The sequence below is a fragment of the Moraxella sp. RCAD0137 genome, from assembly GCF_002894025.1.
Classification (GTDB): Bacteria; Pseudomonadota; Gammaproteobacteria; order Pseudomonadales; family Moraxellaceae; genus Moraxella; species Moraxella porci.
Window position 1 is genome coordinate 104,850 of sequence record NZ_LTCC01000001.1, and the last position, 15,671, is coordinate 120,520.

At 46.8% G+C, this 15,671-nt stretch carries 16 protein-coding genes; 9 read left to right on the forward strand and 7 right to left on the reverse strand.

Translation table 11 applies throughout. From position 1 onward, the window contains the following. Positions 1-127: 127 nt before the first annotated feature. The 3 genes from AZ602_RS00415 to pdxA form a co-directional block, all read right to left on the reverse strand. Positions 128-961 (reverse strand): symmetrical bis(5'-nucleosyl)-tetraphosphatase, encoded by an 834-nt coding sequence (locus AZ602_RS00415; protein WP_103033207.1) that lies wholly within the window; start codon positions 959-961, stop codon positions 128-130. Between the two features lie 39 nt (positions 962-1,000). After that, positions 1,001-1,852: a 16S rRNA (adenine(1518)-N(6)/adenine(1519)-N(6))-dimethyltransferase RsmA gene (gene rsmA / locus AZ602_RS00420; RefSeq protein ID WP_103033519.1), complete on the reverse strand. Its 852-nt coding sequence runs from the start codon at positions 1,850-1,852 to the stop codon at positions 1,001-1,003. A 199-nt stretch (positions 1,853-2,051) separates the two neighbouring features. Continuing rightward, the gene (pdxA, locus tag AZ602_RS00425; RefSeq protein ID WP_103033208.1) at positions 2,052-3,152 is read right to left on the reverse strand and encodes a 4-hydroxythreonine-4-phosphate dehydrogenase PdxA; all 1,101 of its coding nucleotides are present in this window, start codon (positions 3,150-3,152) and stop codon (positions 2,052-2,054) included. Positions 3,153-3,314: 162 nt separating this feature from the next. On the opposite strand from pdxA, the gene dnaB reads away from it, so the two are divergent. From dnaB to AZ602_RS00440, 3 genes are all read left to right on the forward strand, one after another. Further along, positions 3,315-4,715 carry a replicative DNA helicase gene (dnaB, locus tag AZ602_RS00430; RefSeq protein ID WP_078317088.1) on the forward strand — a complete coding sequence of 467 codons (1,401 nt, stop codon included), beginning with the start codon at positions 3,315-3,317 and terminating at the stop codon, positions 4,713-4,715. A gap of 87 nt (positions 4,716-4,802) precedes the next feature. Next, on the forward strand, positions 4,803-5,933 hold the full coding sequence (gene alr, locus AZ602_RS00435) for an alanine racemase (protein ID WP_103033209.1): 1,131 nt from the start codon (positions 4,803-4,805) through the stop codon (positions 5,931-5,933). Positions 5,934-5,952: 19 nt separating this feature from the next. Continuing rightward, positions 5,953-6,711, forward strand: coding sequence for a MipA/OmpV family protein (locus tag AZ602_RS00440; protein WP_227525119.1), 759 nt, complete (start codon positions 5,953-5,955; stop codon positions 6,709-6,711). 85 nt (positions 6,712-6,796) lie between these two features. Here the strand turns inward: AZ602_RS00440 and bfr (AZ602_RS00445) are convergent, their stop codons facing one another. The 3 genes from bfr (AZ602_RS00445) to AZ602_RS00455 all read right to left on the reverse strand — a co-directional run bounded on the left by bfr (AZ602_RS00445) (position 6,797) and on the right by AZ602_RS00455 (position 8,439). After that, a complete protein-coding gene (gene bfr / locus AZ602_RS00445) occupies positions 6,797-7,270 on the reverse strand; it encodes a bacterioferritin (RefSeq protein ID WP_103033211.1) in 474 nt (157 codons plus the stop codon). Between the two features lie 12 nt (positions 7,271-7,282). Further along, a complete protein-coding gene (gene bfr, locus AZ602_RS00450) occupies positions 7,283-7,777 on the reverse strand; it encodes a bacterioferritin (RefSeq protein WP_078317084.1) in 495 nt (164 codons plus the stop codon). 449 nt (positions 7,778-8,226) lie between these two features. Beyond that, positions 8,227-8,439: a bacterioferritin-associated ferredoxin gene (locus AZ602_RS00455; protein ID WP_369803831.1), complete on the reverse strand. Its 213-nt coding sequence runs from the start codon at positions 8,437-8,439 to the stop codon at positions 8,227-8,229. A gap of 329 nt (positions 8,440-8,768) precedes the next feature. Here AZ602_RS00455 and AZ602_RS00460 point away from each other — a divergent pair, with 329 nt between their 5' ends. Continuing rightward, the gene (locus AZ602_RS00460) at positions 8,769-9,788 is read left to right on the forward strand and encodes a WG repeat-containing protein (RefSeq protein WP_158245097.1); all 1,020 of its coding nucleotides are present in this window, start codon (positions 8,769-8,771) and stop codon (positions 9,786-9,788) included. 64 nt (positions 9,789-9,852) lie between these two features. Continuing rightward, the gene (locus AZ602_RS00465) at positions 9,853-11,268 is read left to right on the forward strand and encodes an L-serine ammonia-lyase (RefSeq protein WP_103033214.1); all 1,416 of its coding nucleotides are present in this window, start codon (positions 9,853-9,855) and stop codon (positions 11,266-11,268) included. Positions 11,269-11,345: 77 nt separating this feature from the next. Here the strand turns inward: AZ602_RS00465 and AZ602_RS00470 are convergent, their stop codons facing one another. After that, entirely contained in the window at positions 11,346-11,744 is a 399-nt protein-coding gene (locus tag AZ602_RS00470; protein WP_103033215.1) for a DUF4377 domain-containing protein, read from the reverse strand. A gap of 549 nt (positions 11,745-12,293) precedes the next feature. On the opposite strand from AZ602_RS00470, the gene AZ602_RS00475 reads away from it, so the two are divergent. The 4 genes from AZ602_RS00475 to AZ602_RS00490 all read left to right on the forward strand — a co-directional run bounded on the left by AZ602_RS00475 (position 12,294) and on the right by AZ602_RS00490 (position 15,577). Then, positions 12,294-13,247, forward strand: a complete 954-nt coding sequence (locus tag AZ602_RS00475; RefSeq protein ID WP_103033216.1) for a glutamate/aspartate ABC transporter substrate-binding protein — start codon at positions 12,294-12,296, stop codon at positions 13,245-13,247. An 85-nt stretch (positions 13,248-13,332) separates the two neighbouring features. Continuing rightward, entirely contained in the window at positions 13,333-14,082 is a 750-nt protein-coding gene (locus AZ602_RS00480) for an amino acid ABC transporter permease (RefSeq protein ID WP_103033217.1), read from the forward strand. Then, the gene (locus AZ602_RS00485) at positions 14,075-14,740 is read left to right on the forward strand and encodes an ABC transporter permease subunit (RefSeq protein ID WP_369803833.1); all 666 of its coding nucleotides are present in this window, start codon (positions 14,075-14,077) and stop codon (positions 14,738-14,740) included. Before AZ602_RS00480 ends, AZ602_RS00485 begins: the two co-directional genes overlap by 8 nt. A gap of 108 nt (positions 14,741-14,848) precedes the next feature. Then, positions 14,849-15,577, forward strand: coding sequence for an amino acid ABC transporter ATP-binding protein (locus tag AZ602_RS00490; protein ID WP_146025214.1), 729 nt, complete (start codon positions 14,849-14,851; stop codon positions 15,575-15,577). Positions 15,578-15,671 lie beyond the last annotated feature (94 nt).

Here is a 15,671-nt window from a genome sequence, read left to right on the forward strand (position 1 = left end):
TTAAAAATCAGTGTTATAAAGAAAAATATCAAATTTGCTGCAGTGTTTCGATGGATGCTGCCACAACATTGATGGATTATAATGCAAATTTTATGGTAGTTGCAAGCCATCATGTGACTTGACCAGATCAGATCGCGATCACCACACCATCTGCCAGCCGATATGCCACAAGCTTACCACCCCACACGCAGCCACCATCGAGCGCACGGACATTTTTAGTGGCGACTTGTGCCTTGAGCGCTGCCCAATGCCCAAAAAGAATCCGCCGTTCACGCACCACAAACCACTCAAACCATGGCCGAAAGTCCAATGGCATCTCATCATCAAGCGTCTCTTTGAACGAAAACTCAAGCAAGCCTGTTGCCGTACACAGACGCATCCGAGTAAAGTAGTTGGCGATCGCACGCATTCGCTTATAGCCATTGAGCTTATCCGACCATTCATCCGATTTTTTGCTGTATAGATTGGGCAGTAGGCGATCGAGCTGTTTTAGACTGCCGCCAAGCTGTTTTTCTAGTTCTTTGGCGTAGCCTTTGGCTTCTTTGATGCTCCAATTTGGTGGGATGCCTGCATGGGTCAGTACTGTGCGATGATCGGGATACACCAGTAGCGGCTGTTTGCGTAGCCAGTTAAGCAATTCATCACAATCAGGTGCTTCAAAAATCGCTGCCGTTTTATCTTTTGGCTTGGGATTCATCACCCCTCGCCAAGTAGCGATCAAGGTGATATCATGATTGCCAAGTACGGTAGTTAACGCACCAATGTCGGACAATCGTTTGACTTCACGCAAGGTGGATAAAGAATCTTCGCCGCGTGCCACGATGTCGCCAGCCAGCCAAATCTTATCTTGGGTTTCATCAAAATCCAGCACATCAAGCAGCTGATTGAACGCGCCAAAACAGCCTTGCAAATCACCGATCACATACTCATGACGATAGTTTTTGGTTTTATATTTTTTCATACAGCTAAATAATTATAACCAGTTTTCAAATCAAATGTATCATGCATTACGCTTTTTATTGACAATCAAATCCGCTAACGAAACAAATTCTGATACACTCAAGGTCTCAGGGCGAGCCTGTGGGTTGATGCCCACTGCTTCAAAATCCGCTTCATCCAAAGTCGGCAATAATGCATTTGCCTTAAAAATCGCGCGCAAAGTCTTACGACGATGATTAAACGCTTCACGCACAACCAACTCAAAGACTTTCTCATCATGAGCAGTAATCGGCTTGATGGCATAAGGAATCAGACGAAACACCGCACTGGTCACCTTGGGCGGTGGATTGAACGCCCCTTTTGGCACCGTGAGCAGATACTCTGATTGGCAATAATACTGCATAATCACTGACAATCTGCCGTATTCTTTGGTGTTTGGTTCGGCGGTGATGCGATCAACGACTTCTTTTTGGAGCATAAAGTGCATATCTTTGATGACATCACTAAACTCAAGCAAGCGAAACAAAATCGGCGTCGAGATATTATAAGGCAAATTTCCCACCACACGAAACGCACCCTTGCCCACTTGCTCAGCCAAGGCACGATAATCGATGTGCATGGCGTTGTCATTGATGATGGTAAAATCAGGATGGCTATTGGCACCGATATTAATCTTCAGCTGAGCTGCCAAATCTCGGTCAAGCTCAATTACCGTCATCCCATCAACTTCTGCAAGTAGTGGCTCGGTCAGTGCACCCAAGCCTGGCCCAATCTCAAGCAGATTATCCGCTTTATCAAGGCGAATCGATGTGACAATTTGGGCAATGACATTGGTGTCGTGCAAGAAATTTTGCCCAAAACGCTTGCGGGGTGCGTGCTTGGCTTGCTGTGGGGATTTTGGAATAATGTGCATAAATTCTAACTTATCTAATCGCAAAATTAACCGTTTATCATACCATGATTTGATGGGTTTTTGGGGATTTTTTGGTGGCAAAGTATCGGATATCTGTTGGTCATGCGTATGCTTATGTCCCACACTTTTTAGTTCTTTGGCTTGTGACTTTAGATTCAGCTGTGGTATGGACTGACCATGCCACACAGCTGATTTGACATCAACTCATCATCAGCGCATAAGCAATCGCCTGTAGCAAGCTTGAGCTACTCGCCTGCCCTGTCCCTGCCAAATCAAGTGCCGTGCCATGATCCACCGATGTACGCACATAGGGTAGTCCAAGCGTGATATTCACCGTATCGCCAAAGCCATGTGATTTGAGCGGTGCCAAGCCTTGATCATGATACATGGCAATCACCACATCACAATGTGATAGGTGATGGCGAGTAAACAGCGTATCGGCGGGCATGGCAAGCGAGATATCCATACCGTCATCACGGTAGTTCTGTAGGACAGGATTGATGATGTGAATTTCTTCATCACCCAAATGACCACTCTCGCCTGCGTGTGGATTGAGTCCGCAGACTAAGATTTTGGGATTTGGGATGCCAAACTGATGCGTCAGTGCATGATGCGTGATGACGACCGTACTTGCCACTTCATCAGCCGTGATGGCATCAGCTACAGCGCGTAGCGGTAGATGTGTCGTGACCAGTGCCACTTTCATGACACGATTGGCCAGCATCATCACCACCTTATCACAGCCTGCCTTATGCATAAAATACTCGGTATGCCCACTGAACAAATCACCATTATCCAACTGCACACCACCATCAATCATCACAGATTTTTGCAAGGGTGCGGTGATGATGGCAGCTACTTGTTTTGTTGATGCCAAAACATGCGCCAGATGCAGCTGCCGCTCGACCATAGGGGCATTACGCGCAGATAGTTGACCTGCGACGACTTTGTCAGTGCAAGGTATATGCAAAATAATGACAGAGTGTGCTATGCTAGACAGTTTATTTTTGATAAATTGATTATCAATATTATCAATATCATCAGGCAAATCATCAATCACTGCATAATCAGCCATCTGATGGGCGTTAATTGCCTTTAGCATGGCAACGCGCTCATCAAAAGCAAAGCAATCGGCCAAAATCAGCAGCGACGCAGGCAGCTGGTCGCGATGATGGCACAGCACATCAATGACAATATCCATGCCGATACCAGCAGGCTCGCCCGTGGTGATCAGATATGGCAGTTGATCGCAAGCTTGATGTGGTGCGGCTTTGGCAGACTTTGCGAAAAATGCTGTCATTTTGGCGTATCCTTTAGGGGTGGTTTTGTGGTACAATTTGGCGGATGAATAAAGAATAATTCTAGCATTTTTGCCAAGCTTTACCAATCAAATTTTACCCATTTACTTATTTGGCCATCGCCAGATAAGTACTTTTTTAGCCATCCACGCCAGTTAGTTTTTATGAGTAATCACACCGAAAAACCCGACAGCTTATTGACCCTACAGCCGCCCCATAATATCGAGATGGAGCGCTCTTTATTGGCATCATTGATGAGTATTAACGACTCATTTGCCAACATTGAGCATCTGATCAGCGCTGAGGATTTTTATGGTGAGCGGCATAAGCGGATTTTTGAGGCCATTAGTCATTTGGCGCGTGTCAATGAGCCTTATGACAGCATCATGGTGCATGATTATCTTAGCCGTGTTGGGCAGTTGACCGCTGCTGGCGGTGAGGAATATTTGATCGCCATCAACCAAAGCACGGCCAATTTTTTTAATCTGATCAATTATGCTGAAAAAGTCCGAGAAATGTCTGTCTATCGGCAGCTGATTTCTTCGGCAAACCACATGCTCAATCTGGCTTATCATCCCAAAAAACAAAGCGTCACTGAGATTTTAGACACCATCGAATCGGATATTTTTCGCATCGGTGAGAGCTTTGCGCGCGGCACCAGCAAAACAGGGCCGCAGCGGATCGATGATGTACTGGCCAATGTCGTCACTCAACTCGATGAGATTCGCTTGCGTCCAGAGGGCTTGGTCGGTCTGGATACAGGATTTATCGGCCTAAATAATAAAACGCTGGGTTTTCAAAATGGCAACCTGATTATCCTAGCAGCGCGCCCTGCAATGGGTAAGACGGCGCTGGCGCTGAATTTTGCTCAGTCGGCTTTGATGTCCAACAAGTCGGTGGTGATTTTCTCGATGGAAATGCCAGCTGAGTCCATCGCCATGCGTATGTTGGCAGCATGGGGCAGTATCGACATGCGGCGCATCATGTCAGCGGATATGAATGAAGATGAGTGGGGTCGGTTTATGAATGGCGTGACTTTGCTCCAAGATAAGCATCTGTATATCGACGATCGCTCAGATCTAAGCCCATCGGAGGTGCGCGCCACATGTCGCCGCATCGCCAAAAACCATCCAGATGGGCTAGGCTTCGTACTCATCGACTACATGCAGCTGATGCGCGTGCCAGGGATGGGCGATAATAAAGTCAATGAAATGGGCGAGATCTCGCGCAGCTTGAAAGCTTTGGCGCGTGAATTAAACTGCCCTGTGGTGGCGCTGTCACAGCTGAACCGTAAAGTCGAAGAACGCCCAAATAAGCGCCCACTGATCTCCGACATTCGTGAATCAGGTCAGATCGAACAGGATGCCGACTTGATCTTATTTGTCTATCGCCATCATTATTATTATCCAGATAAAGACGACATCAAGCACTTAGCAGAGCTGATCATCGGCAAGAACCGTCAGGGCGAGCGAGGCAAAGTCCCACTCAAATTCTTGGGCGAATATGTACGATTTGAAGATCTGGTGCCAGGCGATGTGCCTGAAGATTATGATATGGATGAATGATATGCAGCCAATGCCCAGCATCTGTGTATCAGGCCATCAGCCCAGCCGATTGAGTTTTTTATAGTTTTATCAAAATAGACAAAGCACATGCGAAACACAACCATCACCATCGATCAACATGCCTTGGCACATAATTTGCAAGTCATCAAACAACACTTAAAGCCTACCACCAAAGTCCTTGCAATGGTCAAGGCCGATGCCTATGGCCACGGCATCAAGGCGGCTCTACCTGCTTTGATGGCTGCAGATGGCTTCGGTGTGGCGTGCATGAGCGAGGCTCTGGCCATCAAAGCCTTAGGTAATCAAAAGCCTGTGGTGCTGATCGAGGGCGTGTTTAGTCAAACAGAATGGCAAACAGCGCTGGCGCATGACTTTGGCTGTGTGATTCATCAAATCGAGCAGCTGAATTGGGCGCTATCATTAACGCCCGATGATGATGCCTTTGGGCGCACCATATGGCTAAAATATAATACTGGCATGAGTCGGCTAGGCTTTGGTGATGACGCCATCATCGAGGCGGCGCGACAGCTGAATGATGCAGGCTATCGGCTGATATTGACCAGTCATTTTGCCTGTGCCGATGAGCAGTCACATCCGATGAATGCTCGACAAATTCTAAAGTTTAATCAGATGCTCAATGCCATTCGTCAATTTGCACCGCAGACCCTAGCCAGCTTATGCAATTCAGCAGGTATCATCAATTTTGCTGATCAACAGCACGACTGGGTGCGCGCAGGCATCGCCTTATATGGCTCAAAGCCTGTGGCCGATCAAAGCGCGCATGAACTGGGTCTAAAGCCCGCCATGACACTGTCTTCACAAGTGATGGCACTGCACACACTTGCTGATCAAGATTGCGTCGGCTACAGCGCTCTGTGGATGGCGACAAAAGCCCATCAGATCGCCGTCGTAGCCATCGGCTATGGTGACGGCTATCCACGAGTGGTCTCATCTGCCAAGGTCAGTATCACCGATGCGCACGGCAAAGTGCATCAGCGTGAGATCATCGGTCGTGTGGCGATGGATATGCTAATGATTGATGTTGATAGGCTTGAGATCAATATCGGTGCGCCTGTGGTGCTGTGGGGCGCATCACCCAGCATTGATGAGGTCGCGAGTTGCGCTGGCACCATCGGCTATGAGCTGATGTGTCGCTTGACCCAGCGCCCAAAGCGTCGTATAGTAAGCATCAATCAACCAATATCTTCTCAAAATTAAATCTGCATTAAGGATTAATATGAAATCTGCCTTTCATTTCGCCATCATCAGCGCAGCTGCTATGAGCATCATTGCCCATGCTGACAGCCTGCCGATCGATCCAGACGCCAAATTCAGCGCAGGAATGAGCGTGACGCATCTGTCTTCTGCTTATGATGCTGATGCACAGACCTTTGTGCTGCCACAAGCTTTTTATGACAATAACCGCGTGTACATCGAGGGCGCGGAGGCAGGCATTTATCCTTATAAAGACAATCGCCATCATCTGCGTGCAGGTATCAGCTATGATGGTCGCAACTTCGATCCTGAAGATGCGCATGGCAGCTTAGCACAGCTCAATGAGCGCAAATCCTCGACGCTGGCGCATATCAGCTACATGTACCTTAGCCCGATCGGTGGTCTGCGCGCCAAAGCCACTACTGACTTATTGGATAAGCATGGTGGCCAAACGCTGTCACTGGCACATGTCAGTAAATTCACCAAGGATGATTGGACCATTTACCCAAGCTTCGGTGCGACTTGGCGCAGTGAAGATTATAATAACTATTATTATGGCGTCAGTGATGCTGAATCCATCCGCTCAGGCGTGGCAGCTTATCAAGCCGAATCCAGCTGGTCGCCATTTGTCTCTGCCACCGTCAATTATCAAGCCACACCACGCATCAGCGTGTTTATTAACCAAAACATCGAATGGCTATCTGACACCCAAAAGAACAGCCCGATGACCAGTGATGACATCGAAAGCAGAACGCGCGTTGGTTTTAATTATCAATTCTAATCGATGCGCTTCATGTATTGATGATCATCGAGCCAAAAAAAGCAGCCATATTCGGCTGCTTTATTCATTCAGGATCAGTAGATGCTCAATCTTCTTGGGCTTTAAGCTGAATGTAGTTTTGGATACCCATCGATGCGATCAGCTCGTTTTGGGTATCTAGCCAATCGATATGCTCTTCGTTGCCATCTTTTAGAGCGACCAGTAGCTCGCGTGAGACATAATCGCGGTTGGTTTCACAAGTATTGATGGCCTCCACCAAAAGATCGTGCTTGCGATTTTCAAGCTTTAGATCGCAGCTTAAAATCTCAGCGACATCTTCACCGATCAAAATCTTGCCATATTCTTGCAAATTTGGCAGACCCTCAAGCAATAAAATGCGTTCGATCAGCTGATCTGACCATTTCATCTCTTGGATCGATTGCTTATAAAAAGCTTCGTTTAGCTCACCGATGCCCCAGTTTTTGACGATGCGCGCATGCAAGAAATACTGGTTGATGGCGATTAGTGACTGTCCTAGTGCTGCATTGAGCGCGCGGATGACTTCTTTATTACCTTTCATATCATCTCCTTATCAGTGAGCTGCGTTGGCTTGAGATGGCTCACCTGCCATGCTTTGTAGGTAGTTTTCAAGACCCATCAACTCGATCAGACGCAGTTGCTGCTCTAGCCAATGTGCGTGGTCTTGCTCGGTGTCTTCTAGCTGACGCACCAACATATCGCGAGTCACATAGTCACGCTCAGCTTCACACAGCGCGATGCCCTCTTTAAGATGCTCTTGCACACTGTATTCAAGTTCAAGATCGCTTTTTAGCATACTTGGTACATCAGTACCGATGTTGATGGCAGATACTTGCATATTTGGCGTGCCGCCAAGCATCAAAATGCGAGAAATAATCAGCTGAGCGTGCAAGGTCTCATCGTCCATCTCGTGATGGATGCGATCATACAGCTTGCCCAGATGCCATTCAGCATACATTTGAGAGTGAATGAAATACTGATCACGCGCACCCAGTTCGCCGCCCAATAGGAAATTTAGATAATCAATGACTTTTTGAGAGGATTTCATCACTCGCTCCTGTGTAAAAGTTAAAAATTTGTAGGGATTATGGTAGCACATTTATGCCCAAAATCCAGCAATGGATTGTAATAGTTATGAACTGCGAACGCTTAGCACTCTGACAATCGCTCGCAACTGCAAGCAGTAGTCATTATTGCTTATCAGCGATGGCACCGATGCAGCATAATTTCATAAATATTTGAAAATTATAGCTATTTTTTAAAATACTAAGTCAAAATCCAAGTTATTCACACTTGATGATTATTTTCAAACTGATAATGCTTATCGATACAAAAAATCAATCATTGGGCAGTAGACAAAAACGAACCCGATCATCACAAGTTAGCAACAATCGGGTAACATAAAAACGCATATACAGCGATCGCATGATGCTATCTGATGTATGGTTGGTTAAAATATCACAACCAGTATCTAAAAGATCGTCCTATCAGGGCCAATCAGCTTGCCATCACATCGATGGCGACGGCATTTTGGTTATGCTCATCGAGCAAATCCTGCACCATTGGGATACAGCAGCCACAGCATGTGCCGACAGATAGCGTATCTTGCAGTCCTTTCATGCAGCAGACGCCAGCGGCGAGCGCGGTTTTAATTTGTGTGTCTTTGACATCATGACAGATACAGACATACATCTGATCACTCCTTTTCATGGCCGTTGGGTGTCACCCAAAATCTGATATAAAAAGAAACAGACAACAACTCTCTGTATTTGATGATTATAATAACAATAACTGTTCGCATTTGCAAATGTTTTTTGATTTTTTAGCTGATTTAAGTATGATTTTCCAACGCATGATGTTTTTATGATGGAATGCCATGTGCTAATTGAGCAGTTCATGGATAATAATCACAATGGCATCTATACAAATCACCTTTTGATGGGTAAAATGTCACTTCAGATCCGCCCAAAGATGCAGGCACTGACCATCGACAATTAAATAGAATACTTAGTATCTTAAATCTTAATATGCACAGCTTTATGATTAAAATTTCAATGACCAAAACCCTGATCGCAGCATCGCTTTTAGCAGCCAGTCTTGGCAGCGCATATGCCTGCACGCCACCAAAAAGCCATTTTAAAAATACCGCCTGCACAAGCCAAAGCGGTGTGTTTTTGGCCACCAAGGACAATGGACAGCCTGTGGCACTCTTGGATGCTCGCGGCAACAAAACCGCTGATTTATTCGCCTATCAAGCCGCCCTGCCCAGTCAGTTTGCCGCAGGGATCATGCCAGTACTCAAAAACGGCAAAGTCGGCTACATTAATGCACAAGGTAAAGTGGTCATCGGCTTTGAATATGATCGCATGCCATCTGGCATTTGGGCGCGTGGTGTTCGAGAGGATCGGCTTATCGCGTATGCCAATGGTCGCTTTGTGGTGCTTGCCAGCAATGGTCGCCTGATCCGCACCTTTGATCGCAGTGTCAGCCAAATCACCGACTATGTCAATGGCGTGGCAAGCGTCACCCAAAGCGGTCAGCGCTACGACATCGACAAACAAGGCAATCGCATCCATCCGCCAGTGGTCAGCTCAAGCGTATCAAATACAGCGGCCAGCCCTAACCAAACCCGCATCACAAGCCAAACCATCGCACCCACACAGCCGACAACCACCAGCCGCATCACAACTGTGCAGTCCAGCACTCAGGTAAGCAGCGCCCCGACTACAGCTCTGATTAAGCGCGAGCAAAACGGCAAATGGGGCTTTGTCGATGCCCAAGGCAATCTGCGTGTGCTGTATGCCTTTGATGAAGTGCGCGACTATGCCGAGGGCTTGGCTGCTGTGCGTCAGGGCAACTATTGGGGCTTTATTGATGAAAAAGCTGACTTGGTGATCCCTTTTCGATTTCACAAAGACGGCATTCACCCAAATAGCGCCACGCCCAATAAGCCTGCCCGCCCGTTGATCTTTGAAAATGGCAAAGCTTGGATTGGCAATCTGGGTGATGGCAGCAAAATGTGCATCACAAAAACTGGCATCAATAGCAGCTGCTCATAATCATCAACTGGTGTGATAGCAGCCAACTTTAACCTGAATAGATTATAATAAAAAAGGATGAAACATGATCAGTGTCTTTGAATTATTTAAAATCGGCATTGGGCCATCCAGTTCACACACCGTCGGCCCAATGGTCGCCGCCAATCGCTTTTTGGCAGATCTGGGCGATCGACTGACACAGGTTGATGAGATCACGATTGAGCTGTATGGATCATTGTCATCGACTGGCAAAGGACATGCTACCGATACCGCGATCTTGCTTGGGCTTTTGGGCCATGAGCCGCGCAGCATCGATACCACCGCCACGGATGAGTATCTACAGCCCATTTACCAAGAGCATAAACTCACCCTTGGCGGGCGTCATGAAGTGTTTTTTGATGGTGATCAGCATCTGTTATGGGATGATCAGCCGCTGCCCCAGCATCCCAACGGCATGCGCCTGACGGCAAAACTTGGCGATGGCTCGACAATATCGCGCACTTATTTTTCGATTGGTGGCGGCTTTATCAAAGACAGTGATGAGTTAGAATCAAGCGAAAATCATGATGAAAAACAGGCGTTTATCTATGATTTTAATAGTGCCGAGCAACTGGCCGAACTGTGCCAAAAGCACAACCTTAACATCGCTGAACTGATGCTTGAAAATGAAAAAACACTCAGATCAGAATCCGAGATCAAAGATTATTTGAATGAAGTCTGGGATACGATGCAGGCGTGTGTCACCCAAGGCTGCAAAGTCGATGGCATCTTGCCTGGTGGCCTGAATGTCAAACGCCGCGCCAAGGCATTATACGAACAGCTGTCCAAAGAGTATGGCTATTCGGGTAATGGCGGCCTATTGGCGATGGACTGGGTGAATCTGTACGCACTGGCTGTCAATGAAGAAAACGCTGCAGGCGGCAAAGTCGTCACCGCACCGACCAATGGCGCAGCAGGTATCATCCCTGCAGTGCTGCATTATTATCGCGGATTTATTCCCTCCTTTAATTATCAAGGGGTGCGCGAGTTTTTATTGGTGGCAGGCGCTGTCGGTGCTTTGATCAAACAAAATGCCTCAATCTCAGGCGCAGAGGTCGGCTGTCAAGGTGAGGTCGGATCTGCCTGTGCGATGGCAGCAGCAGGACTTGCGCATGTGCTTGGCGGCAGTGTCGCGCAGTGTCTAAACGCCGCGGAAATCGGGCTTGAGCATAATCTTGGTCTGACCTGTGATCCCATCGCAGGACTGGTGCAGGTGCCGTGCATCGAACGCAATGCCATGGCCTCCATCAAAGCCATCAACGCCGCCCGTCTGGCACTGCGTGGTGATGGCAGTCATCATGTATCACTGGATAAGGCCATCGCCACGATGAAAGCGACGGGCATGGATATGATGGATAAATATAAAGAAACTGCCAAAGGCGGACTTGCGGTACATGTCACCAATGCAGCCAGCAATCGCATTGAGCTTAGCAATGTTGGATCTGGCTTTAGTCAGTGTTAAGGCAACAAAAAAAACCAAATTCACGGGGAATTTGGTTTTTTGGTCAGTGCTGATTGATACTCAGCCGCTGTGTCACCTTATTCAGCTGTCTTTGAAATCACTTTATTCAAAGACCATTTTGGCACGACTTGGCCTGTTTCTTCGTTTAGCAGACGATCTTGTTTAAGATCAAGTACATAACGGAAACCTGGCTCATATTCAAAGCCTTCGATGCCACCGCTTAGGGTGTTAAAGTTACGATCGAAAGTACGGCGATATTGCAGGCATTCGGCTTGCACTTTTTCACCAGCGGTATTGGTCAGTTCGCAGACGGCTTTGCGTGGTGCGATCTCCACTTGAAAGCTGCGCAGTGCTTGTACTTGCACTTCTTGAGCTTGGCCTTCAACCATGACGACTTGCTTGTCATCCAGTTGATTTGATGCGCAGCCCACCAAAGCCACAGAAGCCAGCGCCACACCTGCAAATAATTTTTTCATATCAATCATCCTTATTAAAAATCTGTCAAAAAACTGTGTTTAAAACAATAGATTCAACACTTGGCGAAACACTTTTGTGCTGATCTAAATTCATGCTAACACAAAATATCGAACAGGTTAAGTAAAAATGATGGCACAATTTGTAAAAGTTGTGTAAATTTATTTCCCGCAGTTATCCCAAAATAACATCCAATGCGCTTTGGTGGGTTTGTCAATCCATCATCTTTAAGCCATCAATCAAAAAAGTCATCAATCACTCTTGATATTCTATCTTTTTTGCTACTCATCAATATTTGCAACTGATCAATAATAATCACATACATAGGCAGATGAGTTATAAATCTTAACACTTGGATCGACTAGGTTGATAATTAATGACTTAATCAATGGCTTGTCAGAGCCGATACTAAAATATGTATATGCTTTTTTAAATAAATTGCTTGCTTTTTAGCAAATTTTACACTATTGTAATAATGCAGCAGGATTGCGGTGATCGTGATGGCTGTGTCAGTTTTGACGATTTTTGTGTTTATTTAAAAAGGATTTCATATGTTTCAATTAAAACCGTTATCTTTTGGTTTGGCAATGGTTGCCGCTGTTGGCCTAAGCGCATGTAACAAGCCTGCAGAACAAACCGCCGCTGCAGATGCTGCCGCCGCAGCAGGCAGCACACAAGGCACATTGGATAAAATCAAGCAGTCAGGCACCATCGTGCTGGCGCATCGTGATTCCTCTATTCCGTTTTCTTATATCGCTGATAACCCAAATCAGCCTGTGGGCTATGCACACGACCTACAGCTTAAAGTCGTCGAAGCTGTCAAACAAAAGCTTCAAATGCCAGATCTAAAAGTACGCTATAATCTGGTCACCTCACAAACTCGCATCCCATTGGTGCAAAATGGCACGGTTGATCTTGAGTGTGGCTCTACCACCAACAACGAAGAGCGCGCGCAGCAAGTGGACTTTTCTGTGGGTTTCTTTGAGATCGGTACGCGCCTATTGACCGCTACTGACTCTGGCATCAATGGCTTTGATGACTTGGCTGGCAAAACCTTGGTAACCACCGCTGGTACGACATCAGAGCGCTACATTCGCCAGTTTAATGATGACAACAAGCTAAACATCAACATCATCTCAGCCAAAGATCACGGCGAATCTTTCTTGATGCTTGAAAATGGTCGCGCCCAAGCTTTCATGATGGATGATGTACTGCTGGCAGGCGAGAAAGCCAAAGCCAAAGATCCTGCCAAATGGCACATCGTTGGTGAGCCACAGTCATTTGAAATCTATGGCTGTATGATGCGCAAAGGCGATGCCGAATTTAAAGCTGTGGTTGATGATGCCCTCAAAGCCGTCTATGCCTCAGGCGAGATCAACAGCATCTACGACAAATGGTTCACCCAACCTATCCCACCAAAAAATGTCAACATGCAATTTGCCATGTCTGACAACCTAAAAGCTCTGTTGGCAACGCCAACCGACCAACCAACCCAAGCCAAGTAACCGCCAAGGTAACTTGATAAATCTACCCAAGTCAGCATCCTTTGATGTTGACTTGGCTTGCCATGTTTGAATTAAGGGGCATATCTTGAATTATCAATGGAATTGGAGCGTCCTTTGGCAATCCACAGGAATAGGCAATGAGCTGTATTGGCATTGGCTATTGACGGGGTTTAAATGGTTGCTCGTCATCGGCGGTAGCGCGTGGATTTTGGCGATGGCCATTGGCACCGTGCTTGGTATCATGCGCACCCTGCCCAATAAAACTGCACAAACGATCGCCAAAGTTTATGTCGATTTTTTTCGCAATGTGCCGCTATTGGTGCAGCTGTTTTTCTGGTTTTATGTGATGCCAAATCTGTTGACCGAAGGCTTTCGCACCTTTTGGTATCAGTCGCTTGATCCCACCACATCGGCTGCAATCTCAGCTGCCATAGGTTTGGGCTTATTCACCGCAGCACGCATCATCGAGCAAGTACGCACTGGCATCGAATCACTGCCAAAAGGCCAAGCCAATGCCGCTGCTGCCTTGGGTTTTAGCACCGCTCAAGCCTATCGCTATGTGATACTACCTCAAGCTTTTCGTACCATCTTACCGCCCTTAAGTTCTGAGCTGACCAACTGCTTTAAAAACGCCTCTGTCGCCTCATTGGTCGGTGTCACAGAACTGATTAGCCAGACCAAAACCATCAGTGAATACACTCAAAACAGCTTTGAGATTTATACTTATACCACGATCATTTATCTGATTTTTAATTTAACTTTGATTTATGGCATGACTTATCTTGAAAAAAAGCTGCGCATCAAAGGCCAAATCGATGGAGGTCAGCATGCTTAATGAATTACAAACCGCTGCCCCGATTTTGTTATCAGGTCTTAGCATCACCTTTAAAGTGCTAATTTGTGCAGTGATCGGCGGCCTTGCCTTAGGGACATTGCTTGCGCTGATGCGCTTATCTGGAAAGCCGATTTTGGCGATCCCTGCCAAACTGTATGTCAACTATTTTCGCTCAGTGCCGCTACTGTTGGTACTGCTGTGGTTTTATTTTGCTGTGCCGATGATGTACACCATGGTCACGGGCAATTATCTGACCGTCGATGCCAAATTCATGAGCTGTACCATTGCCTTTATCATGTTTGAGGCGGCGTATTTTGCTGAGATCGTTCGCGCTGGCATTCAGTCGATCGGCAAAGGTCAGGTGAATGCTGCCAAAGCGTTGGGCATGACTTATCCGCAGACCATGCGCTTGATCATCTTGCCGCAAGCCTTTCGCAAGATGCTGCCATTGGTGCTTCAGCAGTCGATCATCTTATTTCAAGATACGACGCTGGTGTTTGCAGTCGGCTTGGTTGACTTGTTCCGTGCAGCTTATGTGCGCGGTGAATTGATGGGCTTATTGGAATTTTATATTTTATCTGCCGGTGCTGTGTATTTTATCATCAGCTTAATCGCCTCAAAAGGCGTGGCACGACTTCAAAAGAATCTGCGTGTTTGACGCAACAAGGATCATAACATGGCAATCATTACCCAAATCGACGATAAATCTTATATTAATGAATTTGGTGGCCTTGTCACCGACAGCGGTCACAAATCCGATGAAATCATGATCAAAATCCGCGATGTCAGCAAATGGTATGGCGATTTTCAGGTGCTGACTGACTGCACCGCTCATGTCCACAAAGGTGATGTCACGGTGGTCTGTGGTCCATCAGGCTCAGGCAAATCCACCCTAATCAAGACTGTCAACGGCCTAGAACCCTTTCAAAAAGGGGAAATTTTAATCAATAGCACCAGTGTTGGCGATAAAAACACCAATCTACCAAAACTGCGCAGCCAAGTAGGTATGGTGTTTCAGCATTTTGAGTTGTTTCCGCATTTATCGATCATTGAAAACCTAACCATTGCCCAACAAAAAGTACTGGGCAGAGGCGCTGATGAGACCATCAAAAAAGGCATGGGCTATCTAGATCGCGTCGGTCTGGCAGCACACGCCAAAAAATATCCTGCCGAGATGTCAGGCGGTCAGCAGCAGCGTGTGGCGATCGCTCGCGCCCTATCGATGGATCCGATCGCCATGCTGTTCGATGAACCGACTTCCGCGCTCGATCCTGAGATGATCCAAGAGGTACTCGAGGTGATGGTGGATTTGGCCAATGAGGGCATGACCATGATGTGCGTGACACATGAGATGGGCTTTGCGCGCCAAGTCGCCAGCCGTATTATCTTTATGGATCAAGGGCATATCGTCGAAAACTGCAGCAAAGATGAGTTTTTCCAAAACGCCAAGTCTGAACGCGCGCAGGCATTTTTGGGCAAAATTTTGAATCATTGATCCGCATCAAAGGTTAATCTGACACCGCTTAGGCTGATTTGGCTCTAGACCATCATGGTAAAGACTGAATCGGCCTTTGTGATTGATGGCTTGA

Excerpts from the sequence above, each read along its gene's own strand:
- bfr (WP_078317084.1), bottom strand. The coding sequence starts at position 7,777 with ATGAAATCCTCTCAAAAAGTCATTGATTATCTAAATTTCCTATTGGGC.
- AZ602_RS00485 (WP_369803833.1), top strand. The coding sequence starts at position 14,075 with ATGCTTAATGAATTACAAACCGCTGCCCCGATTTTGTTATCAGGTCTT.
- AZ602_RS00475 (WP_103033216.1), top strand. The coding sequence starts at position 12,294 with ATGTTTCAATTAAAACCGTTATCTTTTGGTTTGGCAATGGTTGCCGCT.
- AZ602_RS00455 (WP_369803831.1), bottom strand. The coding sequence starts at position 8,439 with ATGAAAAGGAGTGATCAGATGTATGTCTGTATCTGTCATGATGTCAAA.
- AZ602_RS00460 (WP_158245097.1), top strand. The coding sequence starts at position 8,769 with ATGATTAAAATTTCAATGACCAAAACCCTGATCGCAGCATCGCTTTTA.
- bfr (WP_103033211.1), bottom strand. The coding sequence starts at position 7,270 with ATGAAAGGTAATAAAGAAGTCATCCGCGCGCTCAATGCAGCACTAGGA.
- alr (WP_103033209.1), top strand. The coding sequence starts at position 4,803 with ATGCGAAACACAACCATCACCATCGATCAACATGCCTTGGCACATAAT.
- dnaB (WP_078317088.1), top strand. The coding sequence starts at position 3,315 with ATGAGTAATCACACCGAAAAACCCGACAGCTTATTGACCCTACAGCCG.
- rsmA (WP_103033519.1), bottom strand. The coding sequence starts at position 1,852 with ATGCACATTATTCCAAAATCCCCACAGCAAGCCAAGCACGCACCCCGC.
- pdxA (WP_103033208.1), bottom strand. The coding sequence starts at position 3,152 with ATGACAGCATTTTTCGCAAAGTCTGCCAAAGCCGCACCACATCAAGCT.
- AZ602_RS00490 (WP_146025214.1), top strand. The coding sequence starts at position 14,849 with ATGATCAAAATCCGCGATGTCAGCAAATGGTATGGCGATTTTCAGGTG.
- AZ602_RS00465 (WP_103033214.1), top strand. The coding sequence starts at position 9,853 with ATGATCAGTGTCTTTGAATTATTTAAAATCGGCATTGGGCCATCCAGT.
- AZ602_RS00440 (WP_227525119.1), top strand. The coding sequence starts at position 5,953 with ATGAAATCTGCCTTTCATTTCGCCATCATCAGCGCAGCTGCTATGAGC.
- AZ602_RS00470 (WP_103033215.1), bottom strand. The coding sequence starts at position 11,744 with ATGAAAAAATTATTTGCAGGTGTGGCGCTGGCTTCTGTGGCTTTGGTG.
- AZ602_RS00415 (WP_103033207.1), bottom strand. The coding sequence starts at position 961 with ATGAAAAAATATAAAACCAAAAACTATCGTCATGAGTATGTGATCGGT.